The 20,969-nt window shown below is 73.6% G+C and carries 22 protein-coding genes; 5 read left to right on the forward strand and 17 right to left on the reverse strand.

The features are described from left to right. Window positions 1-5: 5 nt before the first annotated feature. Both ACE1OC_RS03110 and ACE1OC_RS03115 read right to left on the reverse strand, forming a co-directional pair. Window positions 6-911 (reverse strand): DMT family transporter, encoded by a 906-nt coding sequence (locus ACE1OC_RS03110; protein WP_407835675.1) that lies wholly within the window; start codon window positions 909-911, stop codon window positions 6-8. Continuing rightward, window positions 908-1,777, reverse strand: coding sequence for a phosphatase PAP2 family protein (locus ACE1OC_RS03115; RefSeq protein ID WP_407835676.1), 870 nt, complete (start codon window positions 1,775-1,777; stop codon window positions 908-910). The genes ACE1OC_RS03110 and ACE1OC_RS03115 overlap by 4 nt, the downstream gene beginning before the upstream one ends. A 215-nt stretch (window positions 1,778-1,992) precedes the next feature. On the opposite strand from ACE1OC_RS03115, the gene ACE1OC_RS03120 reads away from it, so the two are divergent. Further along, on the forward strand, window positions 1,993-2,637 hold the full coding sequence (locus tag ACE1OC_RS03120) for a TetR/AcrR family transcriptional regulator (protein ID WP_407835677.1): 645 nt from the start codon (window positions 1,993-1,995) through the stop codon (window positions 2,635-2,637). Between the two features lie 189 nt (window positions 2,638-2,826). Here the strand turns inward: ACE1OC_RS03120 and ACE1OC_RS03125 are convergent, their stop codons facing one another. After that, a complete protein-coding gene (locus ACE1OC_RS03125) occupies window positions 2,827-3,363 on the reverse strand; it encodes a TerD family protein (RefSeq protein ID WP_407835678.1) in 537 nt (178 codons plus the stop codon). A 131-nt stretch (window positions 3,364-3,494) separates the two neighbouring features. After that, complete coding sequence (locus tag ACE1OC_RS03130; protein WP_407835679.1) at window positions 3,495-4,655, reverse strand: hypothetical protein; 1,161 nt, start codon at window positions 4,653-4,655, stop codon at window positions 3,495-3,497. A gap of 251 nt (window positions 4,656-4,906) precedes the next feature. Here ACE1OC_RS03130 and ACE1OC_RS03135 point away from each other — a divergent pair, with 251 nt between their 5' ends. After that, a complete protein-coding gene (locus ACE1OC_RS03135) occupies window positions 4,907-5,722 on the forward strand; it encodes a glutamate ABC transporter substrate-binding protein (RefSeq protein ID WP_407835680.1) in 816 nt (271 codons plus the stop codon). On the opposite strand, the gene ACE1OC_RS03140 is transcribed toward ACE1OC_RS03135, so the two are convergent. After that, complete coding sequence (locus tag ACE1OC_RS03140) at window positions 5,706-6,668, reverse strand: SMP-30/gluconolactonase/LRE family protein (RefSeq protein ID WP_407835681.1); 963 nt, start codon at window positions 6,666-6,668, stop codon at window positions 5,706-5,708. The genes ACE1OC_RS03135 and ACE1OC_RS03140 overlap by 17 nt on opposite strands. Window positions 6,669-6,792: 124 nt before the next feature. Further along, the gene (locus ACE1OC_RS03145; protein ID WP_274550978.1) at window positions 6,793-7,365 is read right to left on the reverse strand and encodes a DJ-1/PfpI family protein; all 573 of its coding nucleotides are present in this window, start codon (window positions 7,363-7,365) and stop codon (window positions 6,793-6,795) included. Window positions 7,366-7,601: 236 nt separating this feature from the next. On the opposite strand from ACE1OC_RS03145, the gene ACE1OC_RS03150 reads away from it, so the two are divergent. Beyond that, window positions 7,602-8,432 carry an endonuclease I family protein gene (locus ACE1OC_RS03150; RefSeq protein WP_407835682.1) on the forward strand — a complete coding sequence of 277 codons (831 nt, stop codon included), beginning with the start codon at window positions 7,602-7,604 and terminating at the stop codon, window positions 8,430-8,432. 21 nt (window positions 8,433-8,453) lie between these two features. On the opposite strand, the gene ACE1OC_RS03155 is transcribed toward ACE1OC_RS03150, so the two are convergent. From ACE1OC_RS03155 to ACE1OC_RS03170, 4 genes are all read right to left on the reverse strand, one after another. Continuing rightward, window positions 8,454-8,855, reverse strand: a complete 402-nt coding sequence (locus tag ACE1OC_RS03155; protein ID WP_407841470.1) for a GNAT family N-acetyltransferase — start codon at window positions 8,853-8,855, stop codon at window positions 8,454-8,456. Window positions 8,856-9,003: 148 nt separating this feature from the next. Further along, complete coding sequence (locus ACE1OC_RS03160; RefSeq protein ID WP_407835683.1) at window positions 9,004-10,674, reverse strand: family 20 glycosylhydrolase; 1,671 nt, start codon at window positions 10,672-10,674, stop codon at window positions 9,004-9,006. A 60-nt stretch (window positions 10,675-10,734) separates the two neighbouring features. After that, window positions 10,735-11,169: a GlcG/HbpS family heme-binding protein gene (locus tag ACE1OC_RS03165; RefSeq protein WP_407835684.1), complete on the reverse strand. Its 435-nt coding sequence runs from the start codon at window positions 11,167-11,169 to the stop codon at window positions 10,735-10,737. Window positions 11,170-11,225: 56 nt separating this feature from the next. Next, on the reverse strand, window positions 11,226-12,452 hold the full coding sequence (locus tag ACE1OC_RS03170; RefSeq protein ID WP_407835685.1) for an MFS transporter: 1,227 nt from the start codon (window positions 12,450-12,452) through the stop codon (window positions 11,226-11,228). Window positions 12,453-12,658: 206 nt separating this feature from the next. Between ACE1OC_RS03170 and ACE1OC_RS03175 the strand changes: the two genes are divergently transcribed. Continuing rightward, window positions 12,659-13,126, forward strand: a complete 468-nt coding sequence (locus tag ACE1OC_RS03175; RefSeq protein ID WP_407835686.1) for a MarR family winged helix-turn-helix transcriptional regulator — start codon at window positions 12,659-12,661, stop codon at window positions 13,124-13,126. Window positions 13,127-13,189: 63 nt separating this feature from the next. Here ACE1OC_RS03175 and ACE1OC_RS03180 read toward each other — a convergent pair whose 3' ends face one another. From ACE1OC_RS03180 to ACE1OC_RS03210, 7 genes are all read right to left on the reverse strand, one after another. After that, complete coding sequence (locus ACE1OC_RS03180) at window positions 13,190-14,350, reverse strand: IMP dehydrogenase (RefSeq protein WP_407835687.1); 1,161 nt, start codon at window positions 14,348-14,350, stop codon at window positions 13,190-13,192. A gap of 342 nt (window positions 14,351-14,692) precedes the next feature. Further along, entirely contained in the window at window positions 14,693-15,223 is a 531-nt protein-coding gene (locus ACE1OC_RS03185; protein ID WP_407835688.1) for a GNAT family N-acetyltransferase, read from the reverse strand. A 174-nt stretch (window positions 15,224-15,397) separates the two neighbouring features. Beyond that, window positions 15,398-16,384: a helix-turn-helix domain-containing protein gene (locus ACE1OC_RS03190; protein ID WP_407835689.1), complete on the reverse strand. Its 987-nt coding sequence runs from the start codon at window positions 16,382-16,384 to the stop codon at window positions 15,398-15,400. A gap of 98 nt (window positions 16,385-16,482) precedes the next feature. Beyond that, on the reverse strand, window positions 16,483-17,103 hold the full coding sequence (locus tag ACE1OC_RS03195; protein WP_407835690.1) for a hypothetical protein: 621 nt from the start codon (window positions 17,101-17,103) through the stop codon (window positions 16,483-16,485). Beyond that, window positions 17,100-17,765 (reverse strand): RNA polymerase sigma factor, encoded by a 666-nt coding sequence (locus tag ACE1OC_RS03200; protein WP_407835691.1) that lies wholly within the window; start codon window positions 17,763-17,765, stop codon window positions 17,100-17,102. Before ACE1OC_RS03200 ends, ACE1OC_RS03195 begins: the two co-directional genes overlap by 4 nt. 8 nt (window positions 17,766-17,773) lie before the next feature. Further along, window positions 17,774-18,229 carry an LPXTG cell wall anchor domain-containing protein gene (locus ACE1OC_RS03205; protein ID WP_407835692.1) on the reverse strand — a complete coding sequence of 152 codons (456 nt, stop codon included), beginning with the start codon at window positions 18,227-18,229 and terminating at the stop codon, window positions 17,774-17,776. 135 nt (window positions 18,230-18,364) lie between these two features. Next, on the reverse strand, window positions 18,365-19,900 hold the full coding sequence (locus tag ACE1OC_RS03210) for a PLP-dependent aminotransferase family protein (protein WP_407835693.1): 1,536 nt from the start codon (window positions 19,898-19,900) through the stop codon (window positions 18,365-18,367). Window positions 19,901-20,004: 104 nt separating this feature from the next. On the opposite strand from ACE1OC_RS03210, the gene ACE1OC_RS03215 reads away from it, so the two are divergent. Further along, window positions 20,005-20,955: a DMT family transporter gene (locus tag ACE1OC_RS03215; RefSeq protein WP_407835694.1), complete on the forward strand. Its 951-nt coding sequence runs from the start codon at window positions 20,005-20,007 to the stop codon at window positions 20,953-20,955. The last annotated feature ends 14 nt before the right edge of the window (window positions 20,956-20,969 follow it).

Genomic DNA, 20,969 nt, shown 5'->3' on the forward strand with positions numbered 1-20,969 from the left:
GCGACTCATGCTGCCACACCGGCCATCGGTGCGGGCTGAGGAACGGTCTGAGTCGCGGGCTGAGGCACGGCCTGGGGCGCGGCGGCCGTCGGCTGCTGCGGGGTCCGGGTGAGCAACAGCACGCCCCGGGCCGCCGCGAGCGCCCCGGCCACGGCCAACAGGACCCCGAAGGCGCCGCCGTGGATGCGTTCGCCGAGCAGGATCATGCCGATCGCGGCCGCGGCCAGCGGGTTGGTCAGGTTGACCACCGCGAGCGGGGCGCCGAGGCCGCCCCGGTAGGCCCGCTGGGACAGGAGCATCCCGCCGACCGCGAAGACCACCACGAGCAGTGCCACCGAGACGACCCGGACGCTGAGCAGGGACCCGCCCCGGCCGCCCGCCACGGCGACGGTCTGGGTCAGGGCGGAGGCGGCCGCCGAGGCCAGCCCGGACGCCGTCGCGTGGCGCAGCCCCGAGCGGGTGTCGCTCCGTGCGGTCAGCAGCATGATCACCGCGGCCGTGGCTCCGGAGACGGCGAGCGCTTCGGTCAGGGTCAGGGTCTCGTCGGGGGACGGGCCGGAGGCGGGCAGCAGGAGCAGGCCGAGGCCGACGACGGTGGCCAGGGTGCCGCGCCACTCGCTGGCCACGACCCGCCTTCCGGCGCCGCGGGCGCCCAGCGGTACGGCGGCGACGAGGGTGAGCGCACCGAGCGGCTGGACCAGGGTGAGCGGCCCGTACCGCAGGGCGGCGGCGTGCAGGAGCGCGGCGGCGGCGTTCAGGCCGGCCGACCACCACCAGGCGCCGTTGCCGAGCAGTGCCGCGGTGCTGCGGGCCACCGCGCGGCGGGCGAGGCGTTCCTGGGCGACGGCGGCGGCCGCGTAGGTGACGGCCGCGGCGAGGCAGAGCAGGACGGCGAGGACCGTGGCGTTCACCGGACTGCTCCTACGGGATCCAGTGGCCCTCCGAGCCCCGGGGCGCCGGGACCCGTACCCGTACCCGTCGACGGCGCCGGCGTCGGCACGGGCAGCGCCTCGGAACGCGGGACCGGCACGCTCCGCCGGGCGACGAGCGACCGGCCGACCGGGCGCGGGACCAGCAGCAGGGCGGCTCCCAGCAGCAGCGTGGCGACGATGGCGTCGAGCCAGTAGTGGTTGGCCGTACCGACCACCACGAGCAGGGTCACCAGCGGGTGCAGCAGCCACAGGGCGCGCCACCGCGAGGAGGTGGCGGCGATCATGCCCAGCGCCAGCATCAGCGCCCATCCGAAGTGCAGCGAGGGCATCGCGGCGAACTGGTTGGCCATGGTGTCGGCGGCGGGCGCGGCCCCGTAGACGGTCGGGCCGTAGACCTGGCCGGTGTCGATCAGGTGGGCCTCGCCCAGCATCCGCGGGGGTGCGAGGGGGAAGGCCAGGTGGATGACGAGGGCCGCGCCGGTCAGGACGGCCAGGACGCGGCGGGTCCAGAGGTAGTGCGCGGGGCGGCGTACGTAGAGCCAGACGAGGAAGAGCACCGTGGCGGGGAAGTGCACGGCCGCGTAGTAGGTGTTCGCGGTGTGCACGAGGGCGTCGCTGTGCAGGAGCAGGCGCTGGACCAGGCCTTCGCCGGGCAGGTGCAGGGTGCGCTCGGCGTCCCAGATCCGGGTGGCGTTGCGGAAGGCCTCTTCCGTGCGGCCGGTGGCGAGCGTACGGCCGCACTTGTAGACCGCGAAGAGGCCCACGACGAGCAGGAGCTCGCGTATGAGGCGGCGGCGGGCGCCCGGCCCCGCGCCGGCCCCGACGGGTGTGGTGTGGGAGGTCATCCCCCGGTCTCGCTTCCTGTACACAGCTCTGGCTCACAATCGACACACCAGTGTATCGATACATTCTCGTATCGATACGAGTGTGTACCGATACGCTCGCGTTCCCGTAGACTTTCACTAGAGCCCGCTGCCCCGCGACCGAAAAAAATCGGCCATCATGGCGAGGGCCCACCCGGCCACACCGGCCGGCACGCAGCATCGAGGAGAGCCGCCCCATGACGTCGCCGACGCCGGAAGCCGCCCCGGCCCCCGCGCGCCGCTCCAAGATCACGCCGGAGCGCGAGCAGCAGCTCTACGACGCCGTCCTGGATCAGCTGCGCGAGGACGGCTACGAGGCGCTGACCATGGAGAAGATCGCCGCCCGGGCCACCTGTGGAAAGTCCACGCTCTACCGGCAGTGGAAGACCAAACCGCAGCTCGTCGCCGCCGCCCTGCGCGCGGACCGGCGCGGGACCCTCGCCGCGGTGGACACCGGAACCCTGCCGGGCGACCTGCGCGAGGCGGCCCGGATCGCCGCCTGCACCTCGGGGCGCGACACCCTGCTGATGCAGGCCCTCGGGCACGCGGTGCTGAGCGACGAGGAGCTGAAGGCGGCCCTGCGCGATGCCTTGGTGGAGCCGGAGCTGGCGGCGTTCGACTCGATCGTGGCGCGGGCCGTGGCCCGGGGCGAGCTCGCCCCCGGACACCCTGCCGTGGAGTTCCTGCCGGCGCAGCTGATGGGCGTGCTGCGCATCCGGCCCGTACTGGAGGGCCGCTACGCCGACGCCGAGTACCTCGTGCGGTTCGTCGACGCCTGCCTGCTCCCGGTGCTGGGCGCGGCCCCGCCGGAGGCGGACCGGGCCCCCGGACCGGGCGCCTGAACCGGGCCCTGAAGCGGGCCCCCTGAACCAGCGGGCCGCCGTCCCCGATGACCGGACGGTGACCCGCTCGCGCTGCCTCGTGGGGACGGTGGCAGCGCAGCCCCCGGACCGGACGGCGGGCACTCCCTCGCGGAGTGACCGCCGACCGGTCCGTGCGGCTTTCCGGGCGGCTCTACGTGTGGAGCCCGCTCAGTTCCGGGCCGCGCCCATCGCCCGGGCGAACTCCTCCGGGTCCGCGTCGAAGCCCCGTAGGGTCGGGTCGATCGACCAGACCCCCGCGGCGTCGCGGGTGAACTCGGCGACCGTGACCCCGCTCGCGGCGCCGAAGCCGGCGAGGTCGTCCACGGCGAGATCGGTGTAGCCCTCCCGGACGCGCACCCCCTTGCCCGCGACCTCGGCGAAGGTCACCGCCGGGCCGCCGCCAGGCCGCTGGATCACCACACCCACCACGACCCGGGTCAGCTCATCGGCGATCCGGGTGAGTTCGAGGGTCATGACCTCGTCGAAACCCAGCCCCAGCCCGGTCCGGCTGTCCCGGTTCAGCGTGATGGTGCCGTCGGGCGACCGGCTGCCGAAGTGGACCAGGTGGACGGGGTCCCCGTACGGGTCCACGGCCCGGTAGACCGCGGCGATCAGGTCGAGGTCGTGGACGGGCGCTCCCGCCGGGCTGGGATCCCACCGCAGCGCGATCTCCACCTTGGCCAGGCCCTTGCGTACTCCGCTCACCGAACTCCCCCTCCGAACACCGTGCGTTGCCCTCCCATGCTGTCACGGGTCCTACCCCGGGGGCTCGAACGACCGTACGTTCCCGGCCAGTCCGGGGACCGGACCGAGACCGGACGGAGACGGCACGGGGGCTACCAGTCGCCGTCCTGGACCGGCTTGCCCGGCCGGGGGGCGTTCCCCAGGGGTGCGACCTGGCCGGGAGCGGGTTCCGCCCACGGAGCCTCGTCGGTGCCGAGCCATTCGCCCACGGGCTGCACCCCGCCGAGGGTGTCGGAGGGGGCGAGGTCGGCGGCGTTCTCGTCGTAGTAGTCGAACCACGGCAGCCCGGCCTTGGTGTAGGCGGCCCGGTCCACCGGCGAGGGCGGCGGCTCCTCCCCGGTGATCCGGCGCCATGCGGGCGGGGTCACCAGGTGGACGAAGACCCGCGCGGCCGGCTCGGCCGCCCACTCCTTCGCCTTGCGGTCGTCGCGGTACACCTCCTGCCGCATGGAGCCGCCGACTCCGAGCCCCATCGCCGGGGCCGCCTGCGGGGCCGGCCCGCCCCTCGAGCGGCGCAGCGGGCCTCCGGCCGCGGCCGGAGCCGCGGGCGCTCCGGGAAGCCCGCCCGGCGCCGGTGCCGCCATCGGCGCCGGCATCGGCATCCCCGGGGCCGCTCCGTAGCCGCCGCCCCCGTAGCCGCCCGGCTGACCGCCCGGCGGCACGATCCCGTAGGGAGCGCCGCCGACCCGGCCGGCCCCGGCCGTGCGCGCCCGCTCCTCCTCCCGCCACCGCTCCAGCGCCTTCGCTCCGAGCGGGAAGGCCTGGAGCTGCACGCCGCCCGCGGTCTCCTCACCGGTGACCTGGCCCTCCACGGTGGCGCCGAGCCCCAGCGGGACGGCGACGAACTGGCGGACCGTACCCGTGCCCGAATTGATCCCGTCCAGCCACGGCTGGCGCGGCAGCACGAGGTAGTTCTGCGGCCTGCGCCCGAGCGCGCCCGTCCACCGCTCGCCGGAGACGGCGCACACCTTGCCGACGCCGACCTGGAGCGCGGTGGGCTCCCGGGTCCCGCCGAAGCTGAGCCACATCGCCTCGCGCAGGTACACGGGGAGCATCACCCCGCCCTTGGCCAGCCAGTCCGCCGGAACCGTGTCCGGATGGTCCTCCACCCGCCGCAGCGGGAACTCCCCCAGCCCCGGGGGCAGATTGTGCGTACCGGTCTCCGGCAGCCGCAGCGTCCGCATGAAGCGGACCTGCGCCCCCTCGCCCAGCAGCAGTGCGTTCCCCTCGACCCGTACCCCGCCCTTGGCCACGCGACCGGCTCCTCTCCCGTTCAGAACCGGATTCGCCGCAGGATCTGCCGCCGTTCCGGATCGTTACCCTCAAGATTTGCTCAGATGTCGTGACACTGCGCCCGACACCTTCCTAGCTTCCTCATATACGCGTCCACCAGCCCGTGCGGTTCCCCGCGCCCCGGGCCGGTCCCGGTGCGCTCCGCGCGCTCCCGCGCGGCACCGCCCGCCCGCGACCCCGCGTATCCGCGTACCCCAGGAAAGAGTGCACCATGAAGGTTCCCAAGGCAGGCGTCATCGCCGCAGTGATCGGTCTCTCCCTGACCGCATCGGCGTGTGGCGGTGACGATGACCAGGGGACCCTCGCCGTCGGCATCAAGTTCGACCAGCCGGGCGTCGGCATGCGGGAGCCGGACGGTACCTTCACCGGTTTCGACGTGGACGTGGCGACGTACGTCGCGAAGGAGCTCGGCTACTCGAAGGACCGGATCGTCTTCAAGGAGGTCCTCAGCAACGACCGCGAGCTCCTGATCGAGTACAACGAGGTCGAGATCGTGGCGGCCAGCTATTCGATCAACGACAAGCGCAAGGCGAAGGTCGACTTCGCCGGCCCGTACTTCCTCGCGCACCAGGACCTGATGGTCCGCGCCGACGACCCCACCCTCACCAAGGCCGAGGACCTCAACAATCCGGCCAAGAGGCTGTGTTCGGTGACCGGCTCGACCTCGGCGGAGAACGTCAGGAAGAACCTGGCGCCCAAGGCGAGCCTCCTGGAGCTCGGCGGCTACTCCGAATGCGTCGTCGCCCTCAAGGACGGCCTGGTCGATGCCATGACCACGGACAATTCCATCCTGGCCGGCTACACCGCCCGCAAGGGCAACGAGGGCAAGTTCCGGCTGATCGGGCTGCGCCTGAGCAACGAGAACTACGGGATCGGCATGAAGAAGGGCAACACCGAGCTCCAGGTCAAGATCAACAATGCGCTCCGCAAGATGGTCGAGGACGGCACCTGGGAAGCGGCCGTGAAGAAGAACTTCGGCCCGGACTACAAGTACGAGACCGCGCCCGCCATCACAGCGGGCAGCTGACGACCGTCGAGGCGGTGGCCGGGTCCGACCAGTCGGCGTCGAAGCGGGCGTTGACCACGTAGAGCCGGCCGCCGTACACCGCGGCCGTCGTCGGCTCGTCGAAGCGCGGGTCGGTGATCTGCTTGACGAAACGGGCCCGGCGGCCGTCCCCGCTCAGGGTGAACACGTCCACCGCATAGGCCCAGTTGCGTACGACGTACAGCGTGCGCCCGTGCACCACGAGCCCGTCGCCGTTGCGCGCCGAGCCGCCGTCGAGCACGGTCCGGGTGGCGGCGCCGGTGCGCGGGTCCACGCGGAACAGCGCCTCTGCGGTGTCGTGCACCACGAGCAGGGCCTGACCGTCGGGGGTCCGCGCGATCCCGTTGGCGCCCCAGTAGTCGCCGCCGGGCGGAACCGGGTCCCATTCGCCGCCGAGCCGCAGGGCGCGGGGGGCCGCGCCGGGACCGGTGAGGTCCCGGCCGACGGGCAGGAAGTACAGGACGTCCGCGAAGGAGTCGGTGAACCAGGCGCCCCCGCAGCCGACGACGGCGTCGTTGACGAAGGCGGTACCGGTCGCGGCCTGGTGGGTGGCCAGAACCCGCCCGTCCCCGGCGTCGACCACCCGGATCTGCCCGCTGGCGCCGCCCGCGACCAGCAGCCGGCCGTACGGGGCGAGCTTGAGGCCCACCGACATCGGCCCCCCGCCCCGGGTGATGATCCGCCCGGCGCCGGTGGCGAGGTCGAAGCGGTAGACCGAGCCGTCGAGCAGCGAGCCCGTGTAGGCCGTGCCGCGCGCCGAGACGGCGATCCCTTCGGGCTGGAAGCCCGCCGGGATCGCCACCGTGTCGGGCCACGGCCTGGCCGCCTCCTGGGCCCGGGCGAGCGGCGCCCCGGCTCCGACGAGCGCGGCGCCTCCCAGCGCCGCGGCCGCACCCATGAACCCGCGCCGTCCCCATCGTCCCGTCATGACTGACCCCTCTCAACTGCCGTGCGCAATAGGTGGGTTGCGCCCACACCCCACCACATCGGTTGCGCTCTCCGGCAGTCCCCGGCAGTCCCGGCCGGGATCCTTCACAAGGGGACGGCGAAGCTCAGGCTCCCGAGACCGGGGCCTTGCCGCGCAGGACGGTCAGGAACTCCCGCATCCAGGCGGAGTGGTCGGGCCAGGCGCGGGCCGACACCAGCGTGCCGTCGACCACGGCCTCGGAGTCCTCGAAGGTGGCGCCGGCCGCCTTCACGTCCAGCTCCAGCGCCGGGTAGGCCGTGACCCGGCGGCCGTCGAGGGCGCCGGCCGCGGCCGTGATCAGGGGGCCGTGGCAGATCTGCGCGATCGGCTTGTCGTCGCCGGCGAAGGCCGACAGGATCCGCCGCACCTCGGGGTCGTTGCGCAGGTACTCCGGGGCGCGTCCGCCGGGCACGACGAGCGCCGCGTACTCCCCCGGGTCCACGTCGGCGAAGGCGATGTCGGCGGGCCAGGTGTAGCCGGGCTTCTCGGTGTAGGTGTCGAAGCCGTCCTCGAAGTCGTGTACGACGAACCGCAGCTTCTTCACCGCCGGTGCCGCGATGTGGACCTCGTACCCTTCCTCGATCAAGCGCTGGTAGGGGTAGAGGACTTCGAGGGATTCCGCCGCGTCGCCGGTCACGATGAGGATCTTCGGTGCCATGGGCTGCTCCTGGTAGGGCTGTTCACGGTGTGGCCTCCGCCACCGTGCCCGCACCGCCCCGTCCTGCATAGGGATTCTTCCGCCAATCACCCGCATGACGCGCGTAGAAAATCCTGCCTCCCGACACGTGCTTTTTACCTGTAGGGCACATGACAATGTGAATCTCGCTCTGCCACCTGATACCCCGCCAATTCCCCGGGCGGGAGCGGTGCGTGTGGAGAGGTACCCCCCACGTGATGAGAATCTCGCGCCTTACTCCCTGGGCAGCCGGCCTCGCGGCCGCGTCCCTGATACTGATCCCGGCCTCCGCCTCGGCAGGCCAGCGGACCGCGGCCGCGGCCCCCGCGGCGGCCTCGGCCTCGATCTCGGCTTCGGCCTCCGCCGTCGACACCTACTACGCCACCGCCGAGGGCAAGACCGGCGCCGCGCTGAAGACGGCGCTGCACAACATCATCAAGAACCAGTCCAAGGTGACGTACGACGGCGTGTGGAACGCCCTCAAGGTCACCGACCAGGACCCCGCGAACTCCAACAACGTCATCCTGGTCTACTCGGGCCGCTCGCAGTCGAAGTCCACCAACGGCGGCGGCGTCAACGACTGGAACCGCGAGCACGTCTGGGCCAAGAGCCACGGCGACTTCGGCACCGCCACCGGCCCCGGGACCGACCTGCACCACCTCAGGCCCGAGGACGTCACCGTCAACAGCACCCGCGGGAACAAGGACTTCGACCTGGGCGGCGGCCCGGTCTCCGAGGCCCCCGGCAGCCTGACCGACTCCGACTCCTTCGAGCCGCGGAACGCGGTCAAGGGCGATGTCGCGCGCATGCTGCTCTACATGGCCGTGCGCTACGACGGCGGTGACGGTTTCGCCGACCTGGAGATGAACGACAAGGTCAACAACGGCAGCGCGCCCCTCTTCGGCAAGATCAGCGTCCTGAAGCAGTGGAACCTGCAGGACCCGCCGGACGCCTTCGAGCAGCGCCGCAACCAGGTCATCTACGACACCTACCAGCACAACCGCAACCCGTTCATCGACCACCCGGAGTGGGTCAACTCCATCTGGTAGGCGCACGGTGCCCTCGGCGCCCTACTGCACGCCGAGGGCCATCCACTTCTCCGGTGCCGCGAGCGGTTCGAAGCCGGCCTTCGCGTAGACCTCGTGCGCGTCCGCGGTCGCCAGCAGGATCCTGCGCAGCCCGTACGGGGCGAGGTGGTCCCGTACCGCCCCCGCCAGGGCGGTGCCGAGCCCCTTGCCCCGTACGCCCCGGTCCACGTACACGTCGCAGAGCCAGGCGAAGGTGGCGCGGTCGGTGATGACGCGGGCGTAGGCCACCTGGAGACCGGACACGGCGTCGTAGACCCCGAAGTTGAGGGACCCCTCGATGGCGGCGTCCTGCTTCTCCCGGCTCCGGCCGAGCGCCCAGTAGGCGTCCTCGGACAGCCACCGGTGGATCAGCTCCCGGTCGAGGCGGCCGGGGTCGGTGGACATCTCGTAGCCGGTCGAGATCTCACGGCCGGTGGAAGTGTCATGGCCCTCCGGCGAGGGCAGCGCGCTGTCGTCCATGCCCGCATCCAAGCAAAGCGGACGGGACCAGGCCAGCGTGTTTCGACAGCCGATACGCGGAGATGCGGCCGCGCTACAACCGGTCGGCCAGGGCCTTGAAGGCCGGCCAGTCCAGGGCCGGGGTGCGGGAGTCCCAGACCTTCTGGGACAGGGCGGCGAGGGGGAGCCGGATGCCGGCCGCGACCTGGGCCTGGGTCTGGGATCCGGCCAGGTCGCACCAGACGGCGAAGCGCGCGCCCAGGATCTGCCCGGCGTACCGCGCGGGGACGGCCGTGGTGCCGCGCAGGACGAGCGGGGTCCACTGCTCGTAGATGCGCCGGCCGTCGGGGTACGTGAACTGGTTCGGCTCCCCCAGCACGTAGTAGAGGTACTCGTCGTTGAGGTTGACGACCTTGCGGCCCTCGCGCAGGTACTCCAGCGGCGGCCGGGCCCCGATCTCCTTGCCCGTCCAGTACTCGACCTGGATGTCCCGGGCCGGCTGGGCGAGCCCGCCCGTGAAGAAGCCGTCGTTCCAGGCCGCCGGTGCCCGGCCCGCCGAACGGACCACGGCCGCGCGGTCGTTCAGCCAGCCCGTCGCCAGGTCCTGGACCCGCGCGGTGGGCCCGTACCGCTGCCGGGCGGCGGCGGTGAGCTGCGGGAAGGAGGTCTGCGGATCGCGGTAGACCAGGGCCTGGTACTCGTCGGCGCCCACGTTCCAGATCGCGCCGGGGAACAACGGCAGGTACTCGCGCAGGAGTTCGTCGACGAGTTTCGCCGCCGCCGGGTTCGCGATGTCGACCGCGCCCTTGACCGTCCGGCCCTGGACGTCGCGCAGTTGCAGCCCGGGGTACGCGCGCAGCACCGCTCCGAGGTGGCCGGGCGAGTCGATCTCGGGGACGACCGCGATGTGCAGGCGGGCGGCGAGCGCCGTGATCTCGCGCACCTGCGCCTTGGTGAGGTGGGGGGTGGAGACGATCTCGGGGTGGGTGTCGGACTCGATCCGGAAGGCCTGGTCGTCGGAGAAGTGCAGGCCGAGCTGGTTCAGCTTCAGGTCGGCCATCTCGCGCAGCCGGTCCTCGATCCAGTCCGGGGTGAAGTACTTGCGGGCTATGTCGAGGTTGAGCCCGCGCTGCGGCTTGGCCGGGGCGTCGCGCACGGTGCCTTCCGGGGCCGAACCACCGCCGCTCACCTCCTGCTTGAGGGTGCGGGTGCCGTAGAACACCCCGGCCTGGTCGGGTCCGGTGATGCGGACCTGCCCGTTGCTCACGGTGAGGGTGTACGACTCGGGAGTGCCGGAGCCCTTCGGCCCGAGGGCGAGTTCCACGTCCCCCTTGCGCGGGGTGGCCGATTCGGCGAATCCGATGCGCAGTTCCCCGGCGAGCAGCTTGCCCTCGTCCGCCAGGGCCGCGCTGTCGGCCGACGGTACGACGACCCGCGCCTCGGGGGCGGGCTGCCAGCCGGGGCCGCGGGCCGGCACGTGTTCCCGTACGGCGGGGATGGTGCGCGGGGCCTTGGACAGCGGAAGGGCGGGCGTCGGCGAGGGCGCCGGGGCTTGCGGGGTGGAGGGGGCGGCCGGGGTCTCGGCAGGTGCCGTCGCGGTCGGCGGGATGGTCGGCGCGGTGCTCGCCGCGACCGGGCCCCGGGCGTCCCCCGGGCCGGGCGCCCCGGACGCACAGCCGGGGACGGCGACAAGGGTGACCAGCGCGGCGACGGTTGCCGTCGCGATGACGTGGCTCCGCCCGTACTGCTTCGTCTGCCGCATCATGCACCTGTCCCCCGTACCAACGTGGCACGGGGGACGGCGGTGCGCGACCGGGGCAGGAAATCAGGCCAGGACGCCGAGCGCGGACTCCGCGAATCCGTGGTCCTGGGCCGGGGCTCCGCCGCCGATGGCTCCGACGAGGCGGCCGTCGCGGTGGACCGGCAGCCCGCCCGCGATGAACAGCAGCGGCCGGTCCAGGGCGGTGGGCAGCGTGTGGAAGGGGCCGCCCGGCTGGACGGCGTCGACGAGATCGGCGGTCGGGGCGTCGAGCTGCAGCGCCGTGAAGGCCTTGCGGGTGCTGGTCTCGCCCGAGATCAGGACGGCCCGGTCGTCGCGCCGGAAGGCGAGCGGGTGGCCGCCCGCGTCGAGCACGGTGACGCTGACCGCGACCCCGGCGGCTCCGGCGGCGGCCGTGGCGGCGACGACGAGCGCCTCGGCGTCCGCGGTGGTCAGCGGGGCGACGGCGGTACGGGTGGGGGTGGGGGTGGGGGTGGACATGCGGGTCTCCTGTGACGTGCGGGGGGGGGATGCGGGGCGGTACGAGGAGTGGTGGATCAGTGGTGGGCCGGGACGGCGGCGGACGCCGGGGCGCCGGCCGCGATGACCCGGCTGCCGCCTTCGCCGCCCGCGCGGGTCCCCGTACGCCGTTCCAGCGCTCCGGACACCAGGGCGAGGGCGAGGGCGGAGGCGGCGAGTGCCGCGCCGACCCAGTTCGGGGCGGTCCAGCCGAGTCCGGCGGCGATGACGAGGCCGCCGAGCCAGGCGGCGAGGGCGTTGCCGAGGTTGAAGGCGCCGATGTTGACGGCGGAGGCCAGCGTGGGGGCGCCGGCGGCCTGGTCGAGGACCCGCTTCTGCAGCGGCGGCACGGTGGCGAAGCCGAGGGCCCCGATGAGGAAGAGGGTCGCGGCGGCTCCGGCCCGGGTGTGGGCGGTGAGGGTGAAGGCGGCCAGGACCACGGCGAGCGCGCCCAGCGAGGTGTACAGCATCGGCATCAGCGCGCGGTCGGCGAAGCGGCCTCCTACGAGGTTGCCCGCGACCATGCCGAGGCCGAGGAGGACGAGCAGCCAGGTGACGGAGGTGTCGGCGAAGCCGGCGACGTTGGTCATCATCGGGGTGATGTAGGTGATGGCAGCGAAGACCCCGCCGAAGCCGAGGACGGTCATGCCCATGGCCAGGAGCACCTGGACGTTGCGGAACGCGGCCAGCTCGTGGCGGATCCGCACCCCCTCGGGGCGAGGCAGGTCGGGGACGAGCCGCGCGATGCCCAGCAGTCCGAGGAGGCCGAGCGAGGCGACGATCAGGAAGGTGACGCGCCACCCGAGGTGCTGGCCGACGAGAGTGCCGAGCGGGACGCCGACGACGTTCGCGACGGTGAGGCCGGTGAACATCATGGCGATGGCTCCGGCCTTCTTCTCGGGGGCGACGAGCTCGGCGGCGACGACCGCGCCGATGCCGAAGAAGGCGCCGTGGGCGAGGGAGGCCACCACCCGTCCGGCGAGCATGACGCCGAAGACGGGGGCCAGTGCGGAGACCACGTTGCCCACGATGAACAGGCCCATGAGCACCATCAGCATGCGCTTGCGCGGGATGCGGGTGCCGAGCACGGTCATCAGGGGGGCGCCGAGGACCACGCCGAGGGCGTAGCCGGTGACCAGGAAGCCGGCGGTGGGGATCGAGACGCCGTACGTGCCGGCGACCTCGGGGAGCAGGCCCATGATCACGAATTCGGTGGTGCCGATCCCGAAGGCGCCGATGGCGAGTGCGAGGAGTGCGAGAGGCATGAGGGGTGCCCTTCAGGAGCTACGGGAGCTTCAGGGGGAGGGAGGGAGGGAGGGAGGGAGGGGAGACGGAGGCGGCGGGCGCAGCGGTTGCCACAGCGGGTTGCCTGCGCCAACATTAATTGCAGACGCGGGATATTTGCAAGCGCGGGCAATTGCAGACGTGCCCTATCCTGGAGTCAGCCACACGCCTTCGAGGAGGACCGCCCATGACGGCCACGGACAGCGCACTCACCGCCCTCTCCCAGGGCTGGTGCGCCCTCTCCCTCCTGCACGGGCGCATCGAGACGCACATCGAGCGCGCCCTCCAGGCGGGACACGACCTGAGCGTGCGCGAGTACTCCCTGCTCGACGTCCTCAGCCGCCAGCACAGCGGCCCCGGCGGCCACCTGCGCATGCACCAGGTCGCGGACGCCGTGGTGCTCAGCCAGAGCGCGACGACCCGGCTGGTCAGCCGGCTGGAGGACCGCGGGCTGCTGAGCCGCTACCTGTGCGACACGGACCGCCGGGGCATCTACACCGACGTCAGCCCGGCCGGCCTGGCGCTCCTGGCCGAGGCCCGCCCCACCAACGACACCGCCCTGCGCGAGGCCCTGGACGAGGCGGCGCGCACTCCCGAGCTCGCCCTGCTGGTGGCCGCGGTGAAGAACACCCCGGCGGGGGTCCCGGCCACCTAGGGTCGGCGGATCCCCCCTCCGACGGCAGACGGCCCCGGGCCGCGGCGCCCGGGGCCGGTCGGATCACTGCCCGGAGTCGATGGCGGGGTGGCGCAGCTGCACCTCGGCACCCGTCTGCTTGAACGACTCCGCGGAGACCGGTACCAGCAGTGCATCGCGGTGGAAGTCCCGCAGGTTGGTCGACCCGCAGCTGATCATCGTCGAGGTGAGCTTCGCCCGGGTCCGCCCCACGTTGTCGGACAGGCTGCCGGCGTAGGGCACGTAGCCGTCGACGCCCTCTTCGAAGACCATCCGGCCGCGCTGGCCGTAACGAGCCGCGTTCTGCGCGCGCCGCGAGCCCTCGCCCCAGTACTCCTTGAACCACTGGTCGCCGATCTGCAGCTTCCGCGACGGGCTCTCGTCGAGCCGGGCGAAGTAGCGGCCGAGCATGATGAAGTCCGCCCCCATCGCCAGCGCCATCGCCATGTGCGAGTCGTCGAGCAGGCCGCCGTCGCAGCACAACGGCACGTACGCACCGGTCTCCTGGGCGTAGGCGTCGCGCGCCTGGACCACATCGAGCAGCGCGGAGGCCTGCCCGCGGCCGATGCCCTTCTGCGCCCGCGTGGTGCAGATGGCCCCGCCGCCGATCCCGACCTTCACGAACGCCGCGCCCGCATCGGCCAGGTAGCGGAAGGCCCTGCCGTCGACGACGTTCCCCGCGCCGACGAGAACATCGTCCCCGTACGCCTCCCGCGCGAATTCGAGGGTCCTCGCCTGGTGCACGGAATAGCCGTCGGAGGAGTCCAGACACAGCACGTCCGCGCCGGCCTCCGTCAGGGCGGGAATGCGGTCCTTGAAGTCACGGGAGTTGATGCCGGCACCCACCCGCAGACGCATCGCGCCGTCCACCGTCGCGCGGTGACGCGTCTCGCCGGTCCGGACGTCTTCCTTGTGCCGCTTGACCGCCAGCACGTCGGCGGCCTGGTCCTCGATCAGCTGGTTCTGGTGGATGAACGACAATCCGCCGGCCTGCGCCAGTGCCACCGCCAGCGTCGGTGACGACACCGCCTGCATGATGGCGCTCACCATGGGCGTGGCGATCCGAATGGCCGGCTCCTCGCCGACGCGGTGACGCACCAGCGGCGCCCCGAGATCCACGTTGTCCGGCGTGCAGTCTTCTGTGGTCAGGCCCGGGATGAGGAGGTATTCGCTCAGCGTACGAGAAATCTCGGGGAGGATTTTCACATGGTCTCCAGCAAGGAGCCTGCACCGGTCGACGACGGATCGGCGAGGCTCGTACGGGCAGTGCGGATCGATGCCGGCCGGTGGCGCGCTGGCGGAAGGATGCGCTCTGGAGATCCTCAGAGCGGGCGCGACCGGCGGAGCAGTGCTCGCACGCGCGGCCGAACCGGCGGCGAAGGCGGGGCAAGGCCCCGGTCCTCCGCGCGGTGCTGCACAGGCGCTGACTTCCATTGCGCCATGCGTGATCTTAACGCACGGCCCGTACCGCCCTTGTCGGCTCGTCGGCCCAAGGCGCCGAGAGCGGCAGCACCGAAGTCCGCCTCGCCTCCTCGTACTTGGCCGACTCTAGACCCGCTGTGCCAGTACCTGGCCCGGCCAGGTGCCGGAGAGGAACGGGTCGGTGCGGGTGAAGCCGTTGCGCTCGTAGTACGCGACCAGTTCGCCCGTGCCGCCCGCCCAGCAGTCGACCCGCAGCAGCTCCACGCCGGCCCGCCTGGTCTCCTCCACGGCCCGGGCCAGCAGGGCGGCGCCGATGCCCAGGCCGGCGTACCGCCGGTCGGAGACCAGCAGCCGGACGTACCGCTCGGGTTCTCCGGCGGGTGCGATCATCGGCATCTTCGGGCTCGGCCCGGAGTCCAGCACCAGGGCTCCGACGGGCACCCCGCCCAACTCCGCGACGTACGGGGAGTTCTCGGTCGCGTACCCCTGGACCCGCTCCACCCCGCCGGGGATCTGCGAGTAGGGGATCGTGCCCCACTGCTCGGTGTTCCCGCGGGCGTTCATCCAGGCCACGGCCGCGTCGAGCATGTCCAGAACGGCCGGTACGTCCGCCGGGCCGCCCGGCCTGATCCGTATGTCGTGTGCGATGTCGTTCATGGAACGAGCCTAGGGCGTCTCTTTCGGATCTTGTCGGCCGAGCCCGCGGCGTCTGGTGCCGTGCCTGGCCGCGCTGTCGGGGCATGCGCGTACTGGACGTACTCGGTTGCCCTGGCAGTGCGGCCAGGCGCGGTGCCAGGCGTCGCGGGCCCGGCAAGATCCGAAAGAGACGGCCTAGGGGGTGTCCCGGTGCGGACCCCCGGCGCTCAGCGCACGGTACTCCGTGGGCGTGAGCCCGTACGCCTCGCGGAACGCCCGGCTGAAGGCCACGGGCCCGCCGAAACCCCAGCGGGCGGCGATGGACTGCACCCGGTGGGCGGCGAGTTCGGGACGGCCCAGGTCGGTGCGGCACTGTTCCAGGCGGCGTCGGCGGATCCGGGCCTGGACCGTTTCCCCCTGTCCCCGGAAGAGCTGGTGGAGACCGCGCACCGAGATGTTGTGGCGGGCCGCGATCGTGGGCGGTCCCAGCTCCGGGTCGCCGAGGTTGTGCTCGATGAAGGCGTGGATCCGTCGCAGGAGGACCTCCGCCCGGGCTTCGGCGGGGATCCGGTCCTCGGCGTCCAGGTGCTGGGCCAGGCAGGCCGTGGCGAGGTCGACGGCGACCGTGCCCAGCCGGGCCAGTTCCTCGGGCTCGCATTCGGCGGCGTGGTCCTCCAGGGCTGCCATGAAGGAGGCCAGGATCGCCGCGATCCCGCGGTCGCCCGGTATGCGGCGGGCCAGCAGCCGTTCCAGCCGTTCGGGACGCAGCGGCAGGACGTCCCGGGGGAGCATCAGGATCGTCGCCCGCACCTGGCCGCCGTCCGCGTGCATCGTGTTGTCGGAGGGGAGCGAGGTGTCCCAGAGCATGAGGTCCCCGGCCCCGACCGTGCACGCGCTGCGGTGCTGGGACATCGAGGTGACGCCCGTGCGCAGGAGGGCCAACTGGTACTGCTCCGGATCACCGCGCCGGATCAGTGCGGGCGTGCGCCGCGAACGCAGGGGCGACAGGGTGAACTTGGACGCGCGCAGGTGCCCGAGGTCCACCACGGCTGCCTCGCCCTGGAAGTCGGCGGGCCGTTCGCTGCTGAGGGCGGCCGGCATCACCTCGCGCGAGATGATGTCGGCGTACCAGTCGAACCGCTCCCCCGCCGGGACCCCGCCCGACGACACCACTGACCACATCCCGCGCTCCCCGTTCGCATGCTTCGGCAGGATCCAAGGATGAGGCCAACTGATCACCACCGGGGCATGGTTCGGGCCACGTGCCGCCCCCGTCCCCCTCAGCGGCGGCCCGGCGAAGCCGTGGGCGGCGGGGACGAGGGCGAGGCCGAGGGCTTCGCCGCGGCGGTCGCCGAGCCCGACGGAGCCGAGGGGGCGGAACTCGGCTGTGGCGCACCCGTACCGGACTGCGGAGACCGCGACGGGCCCACGGTGGGCACGTACGAGTGCGAGGGCGCGGCCGAAGGCGAAAGCGGCGACGGCGACGCGGACGGGACGACGGACGGGGACGGGCCGTCCTGAACCGGCCCCGGAGCCGAGTCGGTCGGCGAGGCCGACGGCGGCGCGGCGGGCGGCACGGGCACCGGGCCCGGGCGGACCGGGGCGTCCGGCGCCAGTACGGCGTACCCCACCACCGCGGCGGCGGCCGCCAGCCCCGCCAGGGGCAGCGTGAAACCACGCGGCCAGGCCCACGGTAGGCGCAGCCCGCCCGGCACCGGCGGCTGCGCAGGCCGCAGGTCGCGCACGGTGATCCCGGCCGCGCGGGCGTCGAGGGCCTGGCGCAGCCGGTACTCCACCGGCCGCTCGGCCGGCGCCCCTGCGGGCACGTGTGCCCCGGACGGGCCGTACGCGTCCGACGGCTCCCGGCCCGGCCCCGTGGGCGGCTCCTGTCCACGCGTCATATCCGACCCTCCAGAATCCGTTCCAGCGCGTCCAGCCCACGGCTCGCGTTCGATTTGACCGCCCCCCGGCTGATCCCGAGCGTCTCGGCGATCTCCGCCTCGCTGAGGTCGGCCCAGTAGCGCAGCACCAGGACCTGCCGCCGCCTCGGCGTCAGCCGCCCCAGCGCGGCGAGGACCTCGCGGTGTGCCTCGTCGAGGACCACGGACGCCTCGGCGGAGGGTACGTCGGCGGGTGCCTGCGGGATCCACGCGCGGGCGGTCCGGCGGCGGCGCAGCACGGAGCGGGCCGTGTTGACGACAGCCGTGCGCAGGTAGCCCAGCGCGTTGTCCACCTCCGTGATCCGCTCGCCGTGCCGCCGGTACAACGCCGTGAAGGCGTCCTGCACCACGTCTTCGGCGGTACCGAGATCGTCCACCAGCAGCACCGCCAGCCGGACCATCCGCAGCCGGTGGGCGTGGTAGAGCTCGGTCACGGTGGGCGGCGGGCCGCCCGCCTCGGAGGGGTGGCCGTACGTGTACGCGTGCCGGTACGGCTCCGGAGGCGCGGGCGGGGCCTGCGCGGCGGAGGAGCGCTCACGGCGCAGCAGGAACGCCCACAAGCCCCGCCGCGGCCGGTCGAAACCGGACGCGACGGGGCCCGCGGGGAATGCGAGGTGGAGCACGGGGGTCCTCAGCCGTTGGCGCGGCGCCGCACGGTGTACAGGGTCGCGGCCCCGGCGGTGATCAGCACGGCGGCCCCGGCGCCGAGTGCGGCCGTGGTGGCGGAGGAGCCAGTATGCGCGAGCTCGGGCTCACCGGGCGACGCCGGGGCAGCGCTCGGAACGGCACTCGGCGTCCCGCCCGGGGCGACGGTCGGCGACTTGCTCGGCACGGCGCTCGGGCTCGCGCTCGGCTTGGTGCCCGGGGGCAGGCTCACCGAGGGCTGCGGCTTCGGAGCAGAGGGGACCACGCTCGGTGCGGTGCTCGGCGCGGTGGTCGCCGGGGCGGGGGCGGGTGCGGTCGGCGAGGCGGACGCCCCCTGTGCGGCGGAGGCCGGCCCGGCGAGCGCGAGGGCCACGCCGGCGGCGGCTACGGCGAGGCCGGCCGCCCTGCGGACGGACAGCGGGGCGCGCTTCAGGTTCTTCACGGTGGTTCTCCACGGTCGGCTGCGGGGGCGCGGGATCACGCCCTTCACCCCCGCACGACGCGCGAGTTCCCGGGAGGTTGCCGCCGTTCCCGAAAAACTTTTCGCAGCCGTGTGGGGCGGGCCGGTGTGGCCCGGCTACCCCCGCAGCGCTCGCAGGGCCGTGCCGAGGATGGCCACGCCCTCCTCGATCTCCCCCACCGAGCCCGCGGCATAGCCGAGGACCAGGCCCGCGGGGCCCGGGGTGATCCGGTGCCAGGACAGGGGGTGGGCCTTGACCCCGAGGTCCAGGGCCGCGGCGGCGAGGGCGGTGTCGTCGATGCCCTCGGCGTCCGCCCCCTCGAAGGTGACCATCAAGTGCAGCCCGGCCGCCGCCCCGTGCACCCGTGCGCCGGGCAGTTCGGCGGCGATCGCGCGGAGCATCGCGTCCCGGCGGGCCCGGTGGCGCCTGCGTACGAAGCGCAGGTGGCGCTCCAGCTCCCCCGAGGCCATCAGCCGGGCCAGCACCAGCTGGGCGAGGACGGGATTGCCGAGGTCGGCGTAGCGCTTGGCCTCGATCACGGCGTCGAGCCTGCGCGGCGGGACCAGCAGCCAGCCCAGTCGCAGGGCGGGGGCGAGGAGTTTGGAGACGCTTCCGGTGTAGCAGACGGCCTCCGGGAGCAGGGCCCGCAGGGCGGGGACGGGGGCGCGGTCGTAGCGGTGTTCGGCGTCGTAGTCGTCCTCGATGACGACTCCCCCGGCCGCCGCCCAGCGGAGCAGCTCGCGGCGGCGTTCTCCGTCGAGGACGACCCCGGTCGGGAACTGGTGCGCCGGTGTCAGCACCACCGCCTGCGCCGGGCCGGCCGCCAGGGCGGCGGTGTCGATGCCGCCCGCGTCCACGGGTACGGGCAGGAGGCGCATGCCCCCGTGTTCCAGTTGCCGGCGCGTCCCGAGCGAGCCGGGGTCCTCGACCGCCACGTTCCGTACGCCTTCCGCGCGCAGCACCTGTGCCAGCAGTCCGAGCGCCTGCGCAACGCCCGCCACCACGACCACCTCGTCGGGGTCGGCGCGGATCCCGCGATTCTGGGCGAGCCAGCCGACGATCGCCTCGCGCAGCGCGGGGGTGCCCTGCGGGTTCCCGTAGCCGAAGTCGGCGGGGGTCAGCTCGGCGAGGACCCGGCGTTCCGCCTGGAGCCAGGCCGTGCGCGGGAACGCGGCCAGGTCCGGCGCCCCGGGCGAGAGGTCGATCCGGCCCGGGGCCGCGCGCAGTGCGTCGACGAGGGCGCCCCATTCCCTCGTGCCGAACGGGTCGGCCGGATCCGGGAGCGCGGAGCGCGCGGGCCCGGACGGGGGCTGCCCTCCGGTCGGCGGCGCGGCCACCACGACCGTCCCCGCACGGCCGCGGCCGGCCACCTGGCCGGTCTCCGCCAGCCGCTGGTACGCCTCGGTGACCAGCCCCCGGGAGACCCGCAGCTCGGCGGCGAGGACGCGGCTGGCCGGGAGGCGGCTGCCGACGGCGAGCGTGCCGTCGGCGATGGCCGCACGGAGCCGGTCGGCGAGCCAGTCGGTGCGCCCGCCGGCCGGGGCCCGGCCGATGTCCAGCTGGAGGAAGTCCGACCCCCCTGCTTCGGACCCCGCCGTTTCAAAGCCTGCTGTTACGGACCCCTCGATGGCACTCTCTTTGGACCTGTCCACGGGTCCATTGTGGCGCCAGGCTCGACGGTATGAACACCTCAGCCCCTTCACGCGCTTCGCACCCTTCACCACCTGCACAGCCTTCCCCGCCTTCGCCTCGGCAGTTGCGCGACCTCACCCCCGGCATCGTCGGCATGGCACTCGTCGGCAGCAGCGTCACTGTCTCCCGCTCGCTCGTGGACGCCCCGCTCTTCGGGGTGCAGGCCGTCCGCTACACGATGGCCGCGCTGATCCTCTTCGGCCTGGCCCGCCTCGCCCGGGTGCCGATCAGGGCGCCGCGCGGCCGGGAGTGGCTGTGGCTGGCCGGGGTCGCCGCGACCGGGCTGGTGCTGTTCAACGTGGCCGTCGTACGGGGCGTCGCGCACGCCGAGCCGGCCGTGATCGCCGTCGCCGTGGCCTGCGTACCCGTCCTCTTCGGGGTGGTCGGCCCGCTGATGGAGGGCCGCAGGCCCAGCCGCCGGGTGCTGCTGGCCGCGCCGGTGGTCGTCGCCGGGGCGGTGCTGGTGGAGGGAACGGGCCGGACGGACGCGGCCGGGGTCGGATGGGCCGCGCTCGCGCTGGGCTGCGAGGCCGGGTTCACCCTGCTCGCGGTGCCGGTGCTGCGGCGCCACGGGGCGTGGGGGGTGTCGCTGCACGCGGTGTGGATGGGCGCGGTGATACTGGCGGTGCTCACGGTGTGCGTCGAGGGGCCCGCGGAGCTCGTGTCCATGAGCCCGCGCCAGTGGGCCGCCGCGGGGTACCTCGCGGTGATGGTGACGGCGGTGGCCTTCCTCCTCTGGTACCGCACGGTGGCCGCGGTGGGCTCCGGCCGGGCCGGGCTGCTGACCGGGGTGGCCCCGCTCGCGGCGGCGGGCGCGGGAGCCGTCACGGGCGGCGGGATTCCGGGGCCGGCGGTGTGGCTGGGCCTGGCCGTGGTGGTCGCCGGCCTGGCGGCGGGGCTCCGGCCCGAGCGGGCACCCGGCCCGGCGCCCGCAGGCGTGCGGCCGGCACCGGTCGCGCCTGTCGCGCCTGTCGCGCGAATGCCTCGTAACGCCCAGGAGTCCGCGGCCCCTTGAGGACGCCCCGCCTT

This window comes from Streptomyces stoeckheimensis (assembly GCF_045822005.1).
In the GTDB taxonomy this organism is placed as follows: domain Bacteria; phylum Actinomycetota; class Actinomycetes; order Streptomycetales; family Streptomycetaceae; genus Streptomyces; species Streptomyces stoeckheimensis.